This is a genomic window from Mycobacterium sp. SMC-17, assembly GCF_045310915.1.
GTDB lineage: Bacteria > Actinomycetota > Actinomycetes > Mycobacteriales > Mycobacteriaceae > Mycobacterium.
Genome location: NZ_JBJIAK010000022.1, coordinates 47,486 through 65,140 on the forward strand (window position 1 = coordinate 47,486; position 17,655 = coordinate 65,140).

Consider the following 17,655-nt stretch of genomic DNA (forward strand, 5'->3'; position numbering starts at 1 on the left):
CTATCGCCGTTTCAGGAAGTCGAAAAAGTGCGGCGTCGTGTCGACCCGTAGCCGCGTCAGCTTGCGGTAGCTGATGAGCCACCGGCCGTGTTCCAGGCGGTACTGCTCGTGATAGTGGCCGTAGCCGTGCAGATGCTCTTCGGCTTCGCCGTTCGTCCACCACAACTTGTCCTCCATGGCCCAGATGCCGGTGGCCGTGGTGTCGCTGGTCAGCTCGATCTCGGGGGTGTGGCCGTGGTGGACGGTGGTGACGGTGGTGCCGCCGTCGAGCAGTGACCGGATCGCGCGTGTCAGTGGCTCCCTGCCGACGACGCGGTTCTTGCTGCCGGCCGTGGGTGTCCAATTGTCGTTGCCGGGCAACCCATCCCAGGTCTCGGAGACGACGTCGTCGGTGTGCAGCGTCGGATAGATCTCCCACTGCTTGGTGTCCATGCACCGCAGCCGGCGGGCGAATGTCCGCTTGATGGCCTCGATAGCCTGCGCCTGGTCGCCGGCGCCGAGGGTGATGTCAGTGGTCATTCGATCTCTTTTCGGTGGTTCGGGTACGTCGACGCCAGGGCGCCAGCAGCAGTTCGCAGGCCCGGCGCATATCGTGCTCGGCCTGCTCGGGCGTCGTCTCCCCGGTGATGGCCCACGACAGGATGCCGTAGGCGCACTGCTCGAGCAGGAGCGCGATCTGTATCTGGTCGGCGGTGGGCGCCGCGATCCCGGCGACGTCGAGAATGTTCCGCCGCAGGTTGTAGTCGCCGCGGACCGTCGATTCGGCGCGCCGGGCATTGACCGACGTGATCATCGCGCGGGCCAAGAGCGGACGGCCCAGCATGTCCCGGATGATGCCCGCCATGAACTCGGTGACATCGGCAACCGGGTGCCCCGTCGTCGGGCCCGGCGGTGTGGCGGTCTGCGTGAGGTGAAACAGCAAGGCAGCGAACAGATGATGCTTGGTGGGGTAGTAGCGGTAGACCGTGGTGATCGAGACCGCCGACTGATCCGCCACGTCCTGCATCCGCACTTCTTCGAGGCCGTGGCGCGCGCCCAGGCGCGCGGCGGTTGCGAGGATGCGGTCGCAGCGGTCGATCTGCGCGGGGGTCTTCGGCGTCGCCGGTTCCCGGTCGAGCGGTGCCCGGGGCATGACTACGCCGCCGGCCCAGAAGGGCTGCCCTGCAACAGTTTCTGAATCATCTCGTGGGACGCCAGCAGCACCTTGTCTCGGTCCCGGGTGGCGTGGACCGTCGGATTCTCGGCGTGCGCCGAGACGATGTGCACCGGACCGTTCGCGAGGTTCGCCAAGCCTTCGCGGGCGACGTCAGCCGGATCTGAGACGGGCATGCCGGGGACGTCGAAGTTGAGGCCGACCCGCTCCATCGCCGGTGTCCGAGTGAGGCCGAGAACCAGCTCGAGGACGTGCACGTTGTGCTCACGCAGCTCAAGCCACAGACCCTCGGCGAAGATCCGGGTGAAGGCCTTCACGCCGCCGTACACGGTGTGCCGCGCCGAGCCCAGGTAGCCAGTGAGCGAGCCGACCAGCATCACCCCGCCGCGGCGCCGCTCACGCATCAGCGCACCGAAGTGGTGGACCAGCCGCAGCGGCGTCGTGACGTTCAGGTCGATGACGCGCTGAAACGCCGCCAGGTCGCCGTCGAGGAACTCCGCGCTGTGGGTGTTGGCTCCCGCGTTGTAGATGAGGAGTCCGACCTCGAGATCGGCAGTGGCACTGATGATCTGGTCGACGCCCTCGTCGGTCGTCAGGTCGACGGCGAGTTCACGCACCTCGACGCCGAAGTCGCGACAGCGAGTGGCGGTGGCCTGCAGCGGCTCTGCCTTGCGCGCGATCAGCACCAGGTTGATGCGGGCCCGCGCGAGCAGCGCCGCGAACTCGGCTCCGACACCTTCCGAACCACCCGCGATGACGGCCCACGGCCCGTATTGCTGCAACTGCGGTGCGTTCTCGCTAGACAAGTTCTCGCTCCATATCTAAAATTCATTTTAGTTTTCTGCGTCCGAGGGTAGCCGATCCAGACGCCAGATCGGAAGGGCGCATACATGCGGATAGGCCTGCAGACGCCGGTGGTGATCCAGGTTCCCGCCACCGCGTCGGCTTGGGAAGCGACGGCCGGCGCCGCCGAGATCGGGGACATCGCCGCCGTCGCCGACCTGCTGGGCATCGACTACCTGACGTGTTCCGAACACGTCGTCGTGCCGACCGATGTGGCGGCCACCCGCGGGGCGACGTACTGGGATCCGCTGGCCACGTTGGCTTTCATCGCCGGGCGCACATCTCGCATCCGGCTGGCCACCTCGGTTCTGGTGCTGGGCTACCACCATCCGCTCGAGATCGCCAAGCGTTACGGCACCCTCGACCAGCTCAGCGGTGGCCGGCTGATCCTGGGCGTGGGCGTCGGGTCGCTGCGAGAGGAGTTCGACCTGCTGGGCGCGGCCTGGGACGACCGGGGCGCCCGTGCGGACGAGGCGATGACCGCGCTGCGCGAAGCATTGCCCACCAATCATCCAGTGCACCAAGGTGATCACTACAACTACGACTCGTTCGTGATGGACCCCTGTGCGCTGCAACCGAGCGTGCCGATCTGGGTGGGCGGCCGAACCCGCCGTTCGCTGCGCCGGGCGGTCGAGTTCGGCGACGGCTGGATGCCTTTCGGCCTCGCAGCGGCCGAGATCTCGACAATGCTTGGCACCGTGGAACTTCCGGATTCCTTCGACGTCGTGCTCGCCACCAGTCCGCTGGATCCGATGGGTGCGCCACGACAGACACTCGACGAACTCGGTGCGCTCGAGGACGCCGGCGCGACAGCCGCGACCTGTGTGATCGCCTCCCGATCCGCGGCGCACTGTTGCGAACAACTCGGCGCCCTGGCGGACCTGACGAGCCTGCTGAGCAAGGAGCCGAGATGACAGCACAGCAACTGGCCGAGCTCGAGGCGCGATTGCGCCGCATCGAGGACGAACGCGCCATCGAGCGGATGATCGCGTCCTACGGTCCGCTCGTCGACGCCGGCGAGGCCGACGCCGTCGCCGCGATGTGGGCGCCGGACGGGGTCTACGACGTCGAGAACTGGCTCATGACCGGGCCCGCCGACGTCGCGGCCATGGTGCGCTCACCCGGTCACCAGGATTTCATCACCACCGGTTGCACCCACTTCCTGAGTCCCGCCGTCGTCACCGTCCACGGCGACGAGGCGGTCGCCGTCTGCGAGTCGACGCTGTTGCTCAGGCGCGCAACGACTTACGAACCCATCCGGGCCGGCGTCAGCCACTTCCACCTTCGCCGGGCCACCGAGGCGCCGCACGGCTGGCAGATCGTCAAACGCATAACGCGACTGCTCGACGGAACCGAACGGCCCCGCAGGTTGCTGTCGGACGGTATCGCCGGACGGCGCCCGGCCTAACCCCGCACCCGGTCCAGCGTGTGCCCGGCCATGGCCGCCAGGACGCGATGGGCCCGGGCGACCATCGCCGCGGCGGACTCCTCGGGATGATTGCGCCAGAACAGCATCAGCGCCGACACCATGTGTTCCCAGACGCCGGTGGCGGCCACCAGGTCGACGGGATCGGTCAGGCCGACACTGCCGAGGGACCGCGATACCCCCGCGAACGCCTGCTGGCGCAAGATCGTCCGCTGTTCGCGTGCGGCATCGCGCGCAGGGCCATGGGGGACCGAGCGGTCGAACAGCACATGCCAGTCGCCAGGGTGCCCCTCGAACGTCGTGAAGATCGCGGCCAGCACGCGCTCGCCAGCGGCGCCCGCCCCCGCCAGATGATGGGGGGAGTTGAGCGCGTCGGCGACGGCCTGCTCGATCTGGGTACCGATCTTGGTCACGCAGGCGGCGTAGACCGCCTCTTTCGACCCGAAGTAACTGATGATCAGGGTCTTGGAGACGTCTGCCTGCGCGGCGATCGCGGCCAGGGATGCGCCCGCATACGTGGCGCGGCTGAATTCGGCGATCGCGGCCTCGACGATCAGCTGCTCACGCTCACCGCGCGGCACACCTTTGGTACCGGTTCTGCCGGTGACGGGGCGCGTGGTCATCGGGACAGCCTAATCAGCCCGGCAGCACCTCTGCCCCGGAGTTGACCATTGCCCGGGACGAACAGGTGATTCAGCCCGGCTGAACGTCGATCCACTCGAGATACGCACTGCCCGAGACCGATCCGGTACCCCAGGTACCGGTATAGGAGTACGCCGCCACGTATCCCGGTCCGTGCCCGAGGCGCCACGGCGCATCGACCGTGCCGATCAGGGCCAGAATTTCCCGGTCACCGTCGCGCACCGACCACTTGAACTTGCGGGGCCTACGCATCGTGTTGCCCCGATCGTCGACGAGCGGCTCGCCGTATTCGGTGACCGCAAAGTGGACGTCGGTGTACACCTCGGTCTCACCGCCGAGGACCCGGACGTGGGCCAGCTTGCAGGCGGTCCGGCCCCGCGCGCGGACGTCGGTCAGCAACACCTGCGTGCGCTCGTCGATGTTGATGATCTGGTAGGTGAAGAAATCCAGCGGCAGTTTGAGCCGGGCGGGTATCGGCCGGCGCGTAAGTGCCTGGTGCGTGCGGATTCTCGCGTATTCGAAGGTGCCGAGACCGCTGACCGCCACGCCGTCGACCGTGCCGGTGTAGGGCGCGAGCAGGCTCAGGTGGTCATAGATCGGCGACTTCACGAAGTACGAAACCTGTTCTGTGACATCCAGTTTGAGGTCTACGTCGAACTGCGGATAGCGGCCGCGGACGACGACGTGCGGCAGAGCCACGTTGATGGCGAGGTCTTCGGCCCAGCGCAGCCGGCGGGCATCGGCGGTGAACCAGCAGTCCGCGCTCATGTCGTACGCCCGATAGAACCGCTGGTCCGCGTGCGCGGTCGACGAGAAGACCGTGGTGGTGTCGCGCGCGTCGGCGGCGGCCAGGTGGTCGAGATCGAACAGTTCGGCGCCCGACGCACCCAGCAGCGTCATGGTGTTGAGATAGCGGTAGGGCTCGGGCAGGTCCGGCACGAACACACCGAAATGTGTTACGCCCCAGGCGCGTGAGAGGTCATGGGGCCGGAGAATCTCCGGGGCGTCGAACGGCCGACGTGAGGCCGGCAGCCGGCTGTCGATCAAGGGGAGCAGGCCGTCAATGGCGGCTCGGGACAGCGCGCGGGAAATCGGATGTGTCGTCATCAGGTGAGTGCCGCGATCGCCCGGTCCGCCGCAGCGGGAGAGAGGTAGTCGATGGTCGGCAGCACCGCGCGTAGCACCGCGGGGCTGACCTCCACCGGCTGATGGGTGATCGCCCGCACGATCCAGCGTCCCGCCTCTTCCGCCGACAGTGCCGGGGCATCCTCGTATTCGGCTGTGGGCGCGATCATTTCGGTGCGGACCAGCGGGAAGTACACATTGGTGGCGCTGATGCCGGGATGAGGCCGTTCGGCGCCCAGGCTGCGGCCGAAGATTGCCAGCGCACTCTTGGAAGCGGCATACGCCGAGAAGCGCGGGAACGTGTTGGCGTGCAGGCCCCAGGTACAGACGTTGACGACCTGACCGCGGCCGCGCTCGATCATGCCTGGCAGCAGACCCAGGCTCAGCTGGACAGCAGCCAGGTAGTTGAGGGACATCGTGCGCTGATAGTCGTGCAGCCGGTCGGTGGCGTCGGCGATGCTGCGGCGGATCGAATGTCCGGCGTTGTTCACCAGCACGTCCACGCGTTCGCCGGCGAGGTCTGCCAGCAGCTGGGCGGTGGCGTCCTGGTCGGCCAGATCGCAAGTGCGCCAGGAGCACCCGGTCTCGGCGGCGAGCGTCTGCAGTTCGTCCTCCCTGCGGGCGACGGCGATGACGGTGGCGCCGCGGGTACGGAGCTGGGTGACCGCCTGCCGCCCGATGCCGGCCGAGGCACCCGTCACGACGATCGTCAGGTCGCTGACATCACGGCCCGGGCCGGCCAGTGCGGCATCGAGTCGCTGGGGCAGCAGGGTGCGGCGCTGGACGAGGTCCATCACGGCATTACGAATCGACATGGCTTCCTCCCACACACGGTGTTCTCACCGGGACGACGCCGATATTACCATGCGGTTACTTAAGCCTGAGCTGTCAGCCGGTGATGCTCGAGCCGCCCAACCACAGCGGCGGCTCACAGTGATCGCCGAGCGCGGCGTGGGGATTGCCGCCGCTCCAGCGCCGGCGGTGCGTCATGCGGCCGTAGTGCGTGTCGGCGACCGACTTCAAAAAGTCCACACTGCCGCTCATGAAATCCAGTCCGTAACCGGTCAGCACATACTTGGGCAGGCCCGGCCGCGACTGCTCGGAAATGTCGTATCGCTCGGAGCGGTGATGCGTCCCGCGATCATCGACGTCGGCAGTCCAGCGCAGGGCCGAAGGCCGGCGCCACGAGGTCGCCGTCGCCTCCACGACCGTCCGCCAGTCGACACCGGGCTCGGGCGCGACCCACATGGGCGCCGGAATTTCGTAGACGATCCCTGTCTTCATGCCGATGCCCTTTCCCCGGTCCGTGCCCCGAGTGTGGCTGCGGGGACCGCGGTCCAGGAAGAGTTGCCGGCTCGACCTGTGCGTTTCCTCGCACAAATCACAGATTCGGCGCGGGCGGGCGCTACAGCCGGTACATCTCGCGCTCGGTGGCCGCTTCCTCGAAGAGCAAGTCGGGACGGCCGCGATACGGCGTGCGCGTTGCTGCGTCGGCTGATCGGCGCACCCGAACTGCGACGAACCTGTCCACCCACGCTGGACTGCCGATTACGTTGCGCTGGAATCGAGTTCGCGGCACGAGGACGACCGCGGCCAGACTCTGCCGGCAGGATAGTGCAGTCATCGTCGAACCCTATGGGCCGGAACCGGCAGGGGCATCGTGCTGCGGGAGGCTCCGTTCTCATACCGGAGACGGAGCACGGTGTTCACGGCGCCAGACCAAACTGAACCGCGGTGAACACCTCGGTATCAAACGGTTTCGACCTCGGCCTTGATGCGGTTGAGTGTGGTCCTCATGTCCCGGATGTTGCGCCGGGTGCGCAGCTGGCCGCCGAAAATGCCGAACACGGTGTCGAGCAGGCCGGGCGTCATCCAGAACGACTCGGTGACATCCGTGCCGTCACCGGCGGGCTCGAGGGCGTAGTGCCAATTGTTTACCGCCTTGTCGCCGGCAAGCACCGCGAAGCCGAACTCGCGCCCGGGCTCGCAGGCAGTGACCCGGCACGTCGTCCAATAGATCGGCCCGATCTCGTTGCGCTTGACGTGGCCGCGGAACCGCGCGCCGAGTGCGGGTCCGGTGGCTCCGTCCAGCCATTCCGACTCGAATACTTCGGGCGAGTATTTCGGGGTGTTGCGAATATCGGCAATCAGGTTCCAGACCTGATCGGCCCGCGCGTTCATGTGGACGGTGACCGAACCCTTCATGGCGCGATCCTATCGATCGGTACCGCCCGGCGGGCCACCCTCTTGTTTCGGCTGATTCGCCGGTGTGGGTCCCGCGGTGATGCCGGATAAATGCAAAAGCCGCGAATCCGAACCGGATTCGCGGCTTTTGTTGAGTGGGCGAAGGGGGACTTGAACCCCCACGTCCCGAAGGACACTGGCACCTGAAGCCAGCGCGTCTGCCATTCCGCCACTCGCCCCAAACAACTGGGAGAGAGTATCACCACCCCCACCCCCGGCTCCAAATCCGCGCCTGACCACCGGATACGGCCCGATTCGGCCCGCCGCGCCCGCGAAATCCAGCGATCAGCCGGTCCGCGTGCCGGCCGGCCACCTCCTGACCTGCGGCTTTCGAATTCTCACGATTCTGTTGGTCACGTATTGCAAGGTCAGGCCGATACCATGCGTAACAGTGGTGTCCGCGGTTATCGCGCACATCACATCTGGACCACCGAGACGAAGCGAGGCAGGGGGACATGGGTCTGGTCGACCGGATCGAGCGCAAGCTCGAGACCACGGTCGGAGACGCTTTTGCCCGCGTCTTCGGGGGGTCGATCGCACCCCCGGAAGTCGAGGCCGCCCTCCAGCGGGAAGCCGAATCCGGTGCCCGCGATGTCGGTGGCGGCCGTATTTTGGCACCGAACGAATACGTCATTACGCTCAGTTACACCGATTTCGAGAAGGTGAACGCCGATCCTGACCTCACACCCAGTGCTTTTGCCAAACACCTTGAGGGATTCGTCCATGAGCGGGGATGGCAAACGTATGGTGAGGTGGTCGTCAGGTTTGAGCCGTCACCTGGCCTTCATACCGGCCAATTCCGCGCCCACGGCGCGGTCAACCCCGACTCAACCGCCGGGCCACCGCGGCCGGCACCCAGCGACCGCGTGCACACCGCAGAACCAGGAGTACCAACGATGACTGACAACCCGACCCACCGTCCCGGCCCGGGACAGGGCCAGCCAGGCGACGAGTACGACTACGGACGGCAGCCCGACGAGCAGCGCGGTCAGCAGTACCCGCAGGACCCGGGCCAGGGCTACGGCCAGCCTCCGCAGGGTTACGGGCAGCAGGGTGGCTACGGCGCGCCGCAGGGTGGCCCCGGGTACGGCCAGCAGGGTGGCTACGGCCAGCCCGAGCAGGCCGGTTACGGCGCCGGCCCGTCCGGATACGGCCAGGGCGGCTTCGGCGGACCGCAGGGTGGTCCTCCCGGACCGCCGCCGGTCAGTCCTCAGCATGGTTACGGTCAGCCCGAGCAGGGCTACGGCCAGCAGAGCTACGGCCAGCAGCCCGACCAGGGCTACGGCGGCCAGCAGGGCGGCTACGGCCAGCCCCAGCAGGGCGGCTACGGCCAGCCCGAGCAGGGCTACGGCCAGCAGGGCGGCTATGGCCAGCCTCAGCAAGGTGGCTACGGCCAGCCCGAGCAGGGCTACGGCCAGCAGGGCGGCTACGGCCAGCCCCAGCAAGGTGGCTACGGCCAGGGCGGCTACGGCGAGCAGAACTACGGCCAGCCGCAGCAGCAGGGTTACGGCCAGGCGCCGGCGGATCAGGGCTACGGTCATGCCCCCGCTGACCAGGGCTACGGTCAGGCTCCGGCCGCGGGCGGCTACGGCGATCAGGGTTACGGCGGCGGCGCGGGCGCCGGCTACGCCGAGCCCGACTACGGTCAGCCGGCCGGTGGCTACGGCGGTGGCTACGGCGCCGCGGGCGCGAACGTCACTCTCCAGCTCGACGACGGCAGCGGCCGCACCTACCAGCTGCGCGAAGGCGCCAACGTCATCGGCCGCGGCCAGGACGCGCAGTTCCGTCTGCCCGACACTGGCGTTTCGCGCCGGCACCTCGAAATCCGCTGGGACGGCCACACCGCGCTGCTCTCGGATCTGAACTCGACCAACGGCACCACCGTCAACAACGCCCCGGTGCAGGAGTGGCAGCTGGCCGACGGCGACGTCATCCGGGTGGGTCACTCCGAGATCGTGGTCCGCGTTCACTGAGCCCGGTTTCTGTCACCGGCCGGATGATGTTCGCACCGGCCGGTGAGCGCCAAAGTATCGTGACGATGCCGACGGCTACCGGGCACCGGGCCCAGCCTCGACGCGGCAACGGAGAGGACGTCGGATGCAGGGGTTAGTTCTGCAGCTGACGCGGGTCGGTTTCCTCCTGTTGCTCTGGCTTTTCATCTGGTCGGTTCTGCGTGTCCTGCGCACCGACATCTACGCACCCACCGGAGCCGTCATGGTGCGGCGCGGCCTGGCGTTCCGCGGCACCCTGCTGCCGAACCGGGACCGACGCCGGTACGCGCGCCAGTTGGTGGTGACCGAAGGCGCCCTCGCGGGCACCCGGATCACCCTGACCAGCCAGCCCGTTCTGATCGGCCGGGCCGACGACTCCACGCTGGTGCTCACCGACGACTACGCCTCGACACGGCACGCCCGGCTGTCACCGAGAGGCTCCGAGTGGTACGTCGAGGACCTAGGATCGACCAACGGTACATACCTGGACAGGGCGAAAGTGACGACGGCGGTAAGGGTTCCAATGGGAACGCCGGTTCGAATCGGCAAGACGGTAATTGAGCTGCGCCCGTGACACTCGTACTCCGATATGCCGCGCGCAGCGACCGCGGCCTGGTCCGCGCCAACAATGAGGACTCCGTCTACGCCGGGGCCCGCCTCCTCGCATTGGCGGACGGCATGGGCGGCCATGCCGCGGGCGAGGTCGCCTCGCAGCTGGTGATCGCCGCGCTGGCCCACCTCGACGACGACGAACCCGGCGGCGACCTGCTGGCCAAGCTCAACGACGCCGTCCACGACGGCAATGCGGCCATCGCGGCGCACGTCGAGGCCGATCCCGAGCTCGAGGGCATGGGCACCACTCTGAGCGCCATCCTGTTCGCCGGGACGCGGCTGGGCATGGTGCACATCGGCGACTCCCGCGGCTACCTGATGCGCGACGGCGAGCTGACCCAGATCACCAAGGACGACACCTTCGTCCAGACCCTGGTCGACGACGGCCGCATCACCGCCGAAGAGGCCCACAGTCACCCGCAGCGCTCGCTCATCATGAAGGCGCTGACCGGTCACGAGGTCGAGCCGACGCTGACGATGCGCGAGGTCCGCGCCGGTGACCGCTACCTGCTGTGCTCGGACGGCCTGTCCGACCCCGTCAGCCACGAGACCATCCAGACCGCCATGCAGATCCCGGACGTCGTGGACTGCGCCGACCGGCTCATCGAGCTCGCGCTGCGCGGCGGCGGCCCCGACAACGTCACGGTCGTCGTGGCCGACGTCGTCGACTACGAGTACGGCCAGACCGCACCCATCCTGGCGGGCGCGGTGTCAGGTCAGGACGACGACACCCTGCCGCCCAACACCGCCGCCGGACGCGCCTCCGCCTTCAACCCCAAGCGTGTGGCAGCGGCCGCGAAAAAGCCTGCGGCACAACTTGATCCACCGCAGCGCAAGAAGCACACCCGGCGCAATCTGATCATCGGCGCAATCCTGCTGATCCTGCTGCTGGTGAGCGGACTGGCCATCGGGCGCTACCTGATCCGTAGCAACTACTACGTCTCCGGCCACAACGGCGCGGTCTACATCATGCGCGGCGTGCCGGGCTCGCTGCTCGGGCTGCCGCTGCAGGAGCCCTACCTGCTGGCGTGTCTGGACAGCCACTCGGACATGACGATCATCGGCGTCGACGACACCCGCGCGGGCTGCCAGCCCATGAAGGTCGCCGACCTGCGCGAGTCCGGCCGGGCCCAGGTCACCGCCGGCCTGCCGACCGGCACCGTCGACGACGCGATCCGTCAGCTCAAGGAACTCAGCCGCAGCTCGCTGCTACCGCTGTGCGCGCCACCCGTCGTCACCCCGCCGGCTCCGGCACCGGGCCCCGCACCGGCCCCGTCGCTGTCGGTGGTGCCGCAGCCACCGCGCGGCCCGGCCCCCGGCCCCGAGGCCCCGGCGTCGACAACGGCCGCTCCGACCCCGGCACCGGCACCCAGCCCGGCGCCCGCCCCCAACCCTTCCAGCCCCGCACCGGCCCCGACCTCGCCCGCGGCCCCGTCCCCGACGGCCACGGCACTCCCTCCGCCACCTCAGGAGCCGGGCACCAACTGCCGGAACGCGTCATGACGGCCCGAGAGCGAGCGGGAGCCCCGGCATGACGACGCCGGGGCAAGAGAAGGGGCGCGAAGACACCCCGGTGCCGGCGCAGCGACGGGAAGACACGTCCGGGCGAGCGCAGCGACGGGAAGACACCCAGCCGCAGTCTCCGGTCGCGATCGCCCCGCCACTACCCAATCGGCGTAATTCCGAGTTGGTGCTGCTGGGTTTCGCCGCCGTGATCACCACGGTGGCACTGCTCATCGTCGAGGCCAATCAGGAGAGCGGCCTGCGGCTGGACCTCATCCAGTTCACACTCGGCTTTGTCGTGCTGTTCGGTGGCGCTCACCTGGCGGTGCGCCGGTATGCGCCGTATGCCGACCCGCTGCTGCTTCCCGTGGTCGCGCTGCTGAATGGTCTGGGCCTGGTGCTGATCTACCGGCTGGACCTGTCGGCGCACACCCGGCCCGCCGGGATCCTGCCGGGCGGCAACGCCAACCAGCAGATGCTGTGGACTCTGCTGGGCATCCTGGTGTTCACCGCGGTGCTGATGTTCGTGCACGACCACCGGATGCTGGCCCGCTACGGCTATATCTGCGGCCTCGCCGGCCTGGTGCTGCTGGCGATTCCGGCCGTGCTGCCGGACTCGGTGGCCGAGCAGTACGGCGCCAAGATCTGGATCCGGTTGCCGGGCTTCTCGATTCAGCCCGCCGAGTTCTCCAAGATCCTGCTGCTGATCTTCTTCGCGAGCGTGCTGGTCACCAAGCGCAGCCTGTTCACCAGCGCCGGCAAGCACATGTTCGGGATGGACCTGCCGCGGCCGCGCGACCTGGCGCCGCTGCTGGTGGCCTGGATCGGCTCGATCGGCGTCATGGTGTTCGAGAAGGACCTCGGCGCCTCCCTCCTGCTCTACGCGACGTTCCTGGTCCTGCTGTACGTCGCCACCGAGAAGCTCAGTTGGGTGATCATCGGGCTGAGCCTGTTCTGCGTGGGAAGCCTGCTGGCGTACCAACTCTTCGACCACGTGCGGGTGCGGGTGCAGAACTGGCTGGACCCGTTCGCCGACCCCGACGGCGCCGGGTACCAGATGGTCCAGTCGCTGTTCAGCTTCGCGACCGGCGGCATCTTCGGCACCGGACTGGGCAACGGGCAGCCCGGCACCGTGCCCGACGCCTCGACCGACTTCATCATCGCGGCGGTGGGCGAGGAGCTCGGGCTCGTCGGTCTGGCCGCGGTGCTGATGCTCTACACGATCGTCATCATCCGTGGGCTGCGGACCGCCATCGCCGTGCGTGACAGCTTCGGCAAGCTGCTCGCCGCGGGCCTGTCGGCCGCGCTGGCGCTGCAGCTGTTCATCGTCGTCGGCGGCGTCACCAAGTTGATCCCCCAGACGGGCCTGACGACACCGTGGATGTCGTACGGCGGCTCGTCGCTGCTGTCCAACTACGTGCTGCTGGCCCTGCTGCTGCGGGTCTCGCACGTCGCGCGCCGGCCGCTGTCGACCCGCGGCCCCAACCAAGCGCCGATCGCGGCGGCCAACACCGAGGTGATCGCGAAGCAATGAACACCTCACTTCGTCGCGTCTCCGGACTGGTGATGGCACTGGTCGTGCTGCTGCTGCTCAACGCCACCACCACCCAGGTGTTCGCCGCCGACGGCCTGCGCGCCGACCCGCGGAACCAGCGGGTGCTGCTCGACGAATACTCCCGCCAGCGCGGCCAGATCACCGCCGGCGGCCAGCTGCTGGCGTACTCGATGCCGACCAACGGCCGGTTCCGCTACTTGCGCATCTACCCCAATCCGCTGGTCTACGCGCCGGTCACCGGCTTCTACTCGCTGCAGTACTCCAGTGCCGGACTCGAGCGCGCCGAGGACAGCATCCTCAACGGCTCCGATGAGCGGCTGTTCGGCAACCGCATCGCCGACTTCTTCACCGGCCGCGACCCGCGCGGCGGCAACGTCGACACCACCATCGTGCCGCGGGTGCAGCAGGCCGCGTGGGACGCCATGCAGCAGGGCTGTGGCGGCAACCCGTGCAAGGGCTCGGTAGTGGCGCTGGATCCGTCGACCGGCAAGATTCTGGCCATGGTGTCGTCCCCGTCGTACGACCCCAATCTGCTGGCCTCGCACGAAGGCGACCGGCAGTCGGCCGCGTGGCAGGAGTTGCGCGACAACCCCGACTCACCGCTGCAGAACCGGGCGATCTCCGAGACCTACCCGCCGGGGTCGACGTTCAAGGTGCTGACCACCGCCGCCGCGCTGCAGGCCGGTGCCACCCCGGACACCCAGCTGACGTCGGCGTCGCGAATCACGTTGCCGGACAGCACCGCAACGCTGGAGAACTACGGCGGCTCGGCCTGCGGCGGCAGCCCGACGGTGTCCCTGCGCGAGGCGTTCGCCAAGTCCTGCAACACGGCCTTCGTCGAACTCGGACTGCACAATGGGGCCGATGCGATGCGGACCATGGCCAAGCAGTTCGGCCTGGACACCCCGCCGCCGTCGATCCCGCTGCAGGTCGCGGAGTCGACCGTCGGGCCGATCTCCGACGCCCCGGCCCTGGGTATCTCCAGCATCGGCCAGAAGGACGTCGCCCTGACCCCGCTGCAGAACGCGATGATCGCCGCGACCGTCGCCAACGGTGGCGTCAGCATGGCCCCCTACCTGGTCGACGACCTCAAGGGACCCGACCTTTCCAACATCGCGGCCACCTCACCGCACCAACAGCGGCGGGCCATCTCATCCCAGGTCGCGGCTACACTTACGGATCTGATGGTCGGCGCCGAGCAGGTGACGCAGCAGAAGGGAGCCATAGCCGGCGTGCAGATCGCATCCAAGACGGGCACGGCCGAACACGGCACCGATCCACGTAACACCCCACCACATGCGTGGTACATCGCTTTTGCCCCGGCGAAATCCCCGAAGGTCGCCGTTGCCGTCCTAGTGGAGAATGGTGGAGACCGTTTGTCCGCAACCGGCGGTGCGCTGGCCGCACCCATCGGGCGGGCCACCATCGCCGCGGCGCTACGGGAGGGATCATGAGCGCGCGGGTCGGAGTCACACTTTCCGGCCGCTATCGACTTCAGCGACTCATCGCCACAGGCGGCATGGGTCAGGTCTGGGAAGGCGTCGACAGCAGGCTCGGCCGACAGGTCGCCATCAAGGTACTGAAGGCCGAATACTCGACCGACCCCGAGTTCGTCGAGCGGTTCCGCGCCGAGGCGCGCACGGTCGCGATGCTGAACCACCCCGGCATCGCCAGCGTCTACGACTACGGCGAGACCGAACTCGACGATTCCGGCCGCACCGCCTACCTGGTGATGGAACTCGTCAACGGCGAGCCGCTGAACTCGGTGATCAAGCGCACCGGCCGGCTGTCACTGCGGCACTCGCTGGACATGCTGGAGCAGACGGGCCGGGCCCTGCAGGTCGCGCACAGCGCCGGCCTGGTGCACCGTGACGTCAAGCCCGGCAACATCATGATCACCCCGACGGGCCAGGTGAAGCTCACCGACTTCGGCATCGCCAAGGCCGTCGACGCGGCGCCTGTCACCCAGACCGGCATGGTCATGGGCACCGCCCAGTACATCGCGCCCGAGCAGGCCCTCGGCCACGACGCCACCGCGGCCAGCGACGTCTACTCGCTCGGTGTCGTCGGCTACGAATCCGTGTCCGGGCGACGACCGTTCACCGGCGACGGCGCGCTGACCGTCGCAATGAAGCACATCAAGGAAGCGCCGCCACCGCTGCCGGCCGACCTGCCCCCGAACGTCCGCGAGCTGATCGAGATCAGCCTCGCCAAGGACGCGATCCATCGCTACCGCAGCGGCGGTCCGTTCGCCGACGCCGTCGCCGCGGTCCGGGCCGGACGCCGCCCCCCGCGGCCCAACCAGGCCCCGACCATCGGACGGGCCGCTCCCGCGGCCATTCCGTCGAGCACACAGGCGCGGGCTGCCATCGAGCCCGCCCGCCCGGCACCCGCGACGCCGCGGCCCCGGCCCGCCACCGGTAGCCACCGGCCGGCCCCGCCGGCCCGGCGCACGTTCTCGCCCGGGCAGCGCGCGCTGCTGTGGGCGGCGGGTGTCCTCGGTGCACTGGCGATCGTCATCGCGATCCTGATCGTGCTCAACGCGCAGGACCGCCAGGAACAGAAGAACCAGCAGCAGTCGACGGTCACCAACACCATCACCGAGACCACCAAGACTCCAGGCGCACCGGCGGGCCAGTCGATTCGTCTCCCGGATCTGTCAGGACCGGCCATCTCATGACCACGCCCCAGCACCTCTCCGACCGCTACGAACTGGGGGACATCCTCGGCTTCGGCGGCATGTCCGAGGTTCACCTCGGACGGGATCTGCGCCTGCACCGCGACGTGGCGGTCAAGGTGCTGCGCGCCGACCTCGCTCGGGACCCCAGCTTCTACCTGCGCTTCCGCCGGGAGGCGCAGAACGCCGCGGCACTGAACCACCCGGCGATCGTCGCGGTCTATGACACCGGCGAAGCAGAGACGCCCAACGGGCCGCTGCCGTACATCGTCATGGAGTACGTCGACGGCGTGACGCTGCGCGACATCGTGCACACCGAGGGCCCGCTGCCGCAGCAGCGCGCCATCGAGATCATCGCCGACGCCTGCCAGGCCCTGAACTTCAGCCACCAGCACGGCATCGTGCACCGGGACATCAAGCCGGCGAACATCATGATCAGCAAGTCCAACGCGGTCAAGGTCATGGACTTCGGTATCGCCCGCGCCATCGCCGACAGCAGCAACCGGATGACGCAGACCGCTGCCGTCATCGGCACCGCGCAGTACCTGTCGCCCGAGCAGGCCAGCGGGCAGAACGTCGACGCCCGCTCGGACGTGTACTCGCTGGGCTGCGTGCTCTACGAACTCATCACCGGTGAGCCGCCCTTCGTCGGCGATTCCCCGGTCGCCGTGGCGTACCAGCACGTCCGCGAGGACCCGGTGCCACCGTCGCAGCGTCACGCCGGCATCAGCCCCGGCCTGGACGCCGTCGTGCTCAAGGCGCTGGCGAAGAACCCGGACAACCGGTACCAGAGCGCCGCGGACATGCGGAACGACCTGATCCGGGTACATGCCGGCGAGGCGCCGGATGCACCCAAGGTGCTCACCGACGCCGAGCGCACCGCGATGATGGGCACCGGCGGCTTCGGTGGACCGCGCAGCATGATGCCGGAGCCGATCAGCGTCAACCCCCAGCCGTACCGGTCGGCGGATCGCGCCTCGACGCCCATCGGTCGCTGGCTCATCGCCGCGGCCATCCTGGCGGTGCTGACCGTCGTCGTCACGGTGGCCATCAACCTGATCGGTGGCAAGCCGCACGACCAGCAGATTCCGGACGTACGTGGACTGGCTCAGGCCGACGCCGTCGCCAACCTGCAGAACCGCGGCTTCAAGACCCGTACGCAACAGCGGCCCGACTCGACGGTGGCGCCGGACCACGTCATCAGCACCGAACCGGCGGCCAACACCTCCGTCGCCGCCGGTGACGAGATCACCATCAACATCTCCACCGGACCGGAGCAGCGCGAGGTCCCGGACGTGTCGAAGCTGTCGCCCGCAGACGCCATGGCCAAGCTGCAGTCCGCCGGCTTCCGGAACATCCAGCAGACGGTGTCGCAGTCGCTGCCGGAGCAGAAGGACCGGGTCATCGCGACCAACCCGCCGGCCCACCAGACCTCGGCGATCACCAACGTCATCACGATCATCGTCGGCTCCGGACCGGGCCTGGTCCCGATCCCCGACGTCAACGGGCAGACCGTCGACATCGCGACCAAGAACCTCAACACCGTCGGCTTCACGACGATCCTGACAGCCCCGATCGACAGCCCGAAACCGGCCGGCGAGATCATCGGCACCGACCCGGCGGCGGGCACGCCGACGGCCAAGGACGCCCCGATCACGCTGAAGGTCTCGCAGGGCAACCAGTTCGTCATGCCGAACCTGACCGGTCAGTTCTGGACCGACGCCGAACCGAACCTGCGCGCCCTGGGCTGGACCGGCGTGCTGATCAAGGGCGCGGACGTGCAGAACAGCGGTCAGCGCAGCAATGCCGTGGTGAGCCAGGTGCCCGCGGCCGGAAGTGGCGTCAACTTCAACGCGTCGATCACGCTGAGCTTCGCCTCGTAAG

18 protein-coding genes and 1 tRNA gene are annotated in these 17,655 nt (G+C 68.4%); 9 read left to right on the forward strand and 10 right to left on the reverse strand.

From position 1 onward, the window contains the following. From ACJH7A_RS15940 to ACJH7A_RS15950, 3 genes are read right to left on the reverse strand one after another with little or no spacing between them, the layout of a single operon-like run. Nucleotides 1-519, reverse strand: coding sequence for a nuclear transport factor 2 family protein (locus tag ACJH7A_RS15940; RefSeq protein ID WP_293012779.1), 519 nt, complete (start codon nt 517-519; stop codon nt 1-3). After that, entirely contained in the window at nt 509-1,132 is a 624-nt protein-coding gene (locus ACJH7A_RS15945; RefSeq protein WP_293012777.1) for a TetR family transcriptional regulator, read from the reverse strand. The genes ACJH7A_RS15940 and ACJH7A_RS15945 overlap by 11 nt, the downstream gene beginning before the upstream one ends. A gap of 2 nt (nt 1,133-1,134) precedes the next feature. Continuing rightward, nucleotides 1,135-1,959: an SDR family oxidoreductase gene (locus ACJH7A_RS15950; protein WP_293012775.1), complete on the reverse strand. Its 825-nt coding sequence runs from the start codon at nt 1,957-1,959 to the stop codon at nt 1,135-1,137. Nucleotides 1,960-2,043: 84 nt separating this feature from the next. On the opposite strand from ACJH7A_RS15950, the gene ACJH7A_RS15955 reads away from it, so the two are divergent. Both ACJH7A_RS15955 and ACJH7A_RS15960 read left to right on the forward strand, forming a co-directional pair. Then, a complete protein-coding gene (locus ACJH7A_RS15955) occupies nt 2,044-2,910 on the forward strand; it encodes an LLM class F420-dependent oxidoreductase (protein WP_293012773.1) in 867 nt (288 codons plus the stop codon). Then, the gene (locus ACJH7A_RS15960; protein WP_293012771.1) at nt 2,907-3,404 is read left to right on the forward strand and encodes a nuclear transport factor 2 family protein; all 498 of its coding nucleotides are present in this window, start codon (nt 2,907-2,909) and stop codon (nt 3,402-3,404) included. Before ACJH7A_RS15955 ends, ACJH7A_RS15960 begins: the two co-directional genes overlap by 4 nt. Here the strand turns inward: ACJH7A_RS15960 and ACJH7A_RS15965 are convergent. The 7 genes from ACJH7A_RS15965 to ACJH7A_RS15995 form a co-directional block, all read right to left on the reverse strand. Beyond that, nucleotides 3,401-4,045: a TetR/AcrR family transcriptional regulator gene (locus tag ACJH7A_RS15965; RefSeq protein WP_406802323.1), complete on the reverse strand. Its 645-nt coding sequence runs from the start codon at nt 4,043-4,045 to the stop codon at nt 3,401-3,403. The genes ACJH7A_RS15960 and ACJH7A_RS15965 overlap by 4 nt on opposite strands. Nucleotides 4,046-4,115: 70 nt before the next feature. Then, nucleotides 4,116-5,171, reverse strand: coding sequence for a DUF6670 family protein (locus tag ACJH7A_RS15970; RefSeq protein WP_293012769.1), 1,056 nt, complete (start codon nt 5,169-5,171; stop codon nt 4,116-4,118). Beyond that, nucleotides 5,171-6,004 (reverse strand): SDR family NAD(P)-dependent oxidoreductase, encoded by an 834-nt coding sequence (locus ACJH7A_RS15975; RefSeq protein WP_293012767.1) that lies wholly within the window; start codon nt 6,002-6,004, stop codon nt 5,171-5,173. The genes ACJH7A_RS15970 and ACJH7A_RS15975 overlap by 1 nt, the downstream gene beginning before the upstream one ends. 73 nt (nt 6,005-6,077) lie before the next feature. Continuing rightward, nucleotides 6,078-6,473, reverse strand: a complete 396-nt coding sequence (locus ACJH7A_RS15980; RefSeq protein WP_293012765.1) for a hypothetical protein — start codon at nt 6,471-6,473, stop codon at nt 6,078-6,080. A gap of 121 nt (nt 6,474-6,594) precedes the next feature. After that, nucleotides 6,595-6,813: a hypothetical protein gene (locus ACJH7A_RS15985; protein ID WP_293012763.1), complete on the reverse strand. Its 219-nt coding sequence runs from the start codon at nt 6,811-6,813 to the stop codon at nt 6,595-6,597. Between the two features lie 125 nt (nt 6,814-6,938). Continuing rightward, nucleotides 6,939-7,394, reverse strand: a complete 456-nt coding sequence (locus tag ACJH7A_RS15990; protein ID WP_226520254.1) for an SRPBCC family protein — start codon at nt 7,392-7,394, stop codon at nt 6,939-6,941. Nucleotides 7,395-7,529: 135 nt separating this feature from the next. Beyond that, nucleotides 7,530-7,612, reverse strand: a tRNA-Leu gene (locus tag ACJH7A_RS15995). 276 nt (nt 7,613-7,888) lie between these two features. Here ACJH7A_RS15995 and ACJH7A_RS16000 point away from each other — a divergent pair. The 7 genes from ACJH7A_RS16000 to pknB all read left to right on the forward strand — a co-directional run bounded on the left by ACJH7A_RS16000 (nt 7,889) and on the right by pknB (nt 17,654). Continuing rightward, a complete protein-coding gene (locus ACJH7A_RS16000; protein ID WP_293012760.1) occupies nt 7,889-9,406 on the forward strand; it encodes a DUF3662 and FHA domain-containing protein in 1,518 nt (505 codons plus the stop codon). Nucleotides 9,407-9,530: 124 nt separating this feature from the next. Then, nucleotides 9,531-9,998, forward strand: a complete 468-nt coding sequence (locus ACJH7A_RS16005; protein WP_064859211.1) for an FHA domain-containing protein — start codon at nt 9,531-9,533, stop codon at nt 9,996-9,998. Beyond that, on the forward strand, nt 9,995-11,539 hold the full coding sequence (locus tag ACJH7A_RS16010; protein ID WP_226520252.1) for a PP2C family serine/threonine-protein phosphatase: 1,545 nt from the start codon (nt 9,995-9,997) through the stop codon (nt 11,537-11,539). Before ACJH7A_RS16005 ends, ACJH7A_RS16010 begins: the two co-directional genes overlap by 4 nt. A gap of 28 nt (nt 11,540-11,567) precedes the next feature. Next, nucleotides 11,568-13,073 carry an FtsW/RodA/SpoVE family cell cycle protein gene (locus tag ACJH7A_RS16015; RefSeq protein ID WP_406802326.1) on the forward strand — a complete coding sequence of 502 codons (1,506 nt, stop codon included), beginning with the start codon at nt 11,568-11,570 and terminating at the stop codon, nt 13,071-13,073. Further along, the gene (pbpA, locus tag ACJH7A_RS16020; protein ID WP_406802327.1) at nt 13,070-14,548 is read left to right on the forward strand and encodes a D,D-transpeptidase PbpA; all 1,479 of its coding nucleotides are present in this window, start codon (nt 13,070-13,072) and stop codon (nt 14,546-14,548) included. Before ACJH7A_RS16015 ends, pbpA begins: the two co-directional genes overlap by 4 nt. Then, entirely contained in the window at nt 14,545-15,774 is a 1,230-nt protein-coding gene (locus tag ACJH7A_RS16025) for a protein kinase domain-containing protein (RefSeq protein WP_406802328.1), read from the forward strand. Before pbpA ends, ACJH7A_RS16025 begins: the two co-directional genes overlap by 4 nt. Then, nucleotides 15,771-17,654: a Stk1 family PASTA domain-containing Ser/Thr kinase gene (gene pknB / locus ACJH7A_RS16030; protein WP_406802329.1), complete on the forward strand. Its 1,884-nt coding sequence runs from the start codon at nt 15,771-15,773 to the stop codon at nt 17,652-17,654. Before ACJH7A_RS16025 ends, pknB begins: the two co-directional genes overlap by 4 nt. Nucleotide 17,655 lies beyond the last annotated feature (1 nt).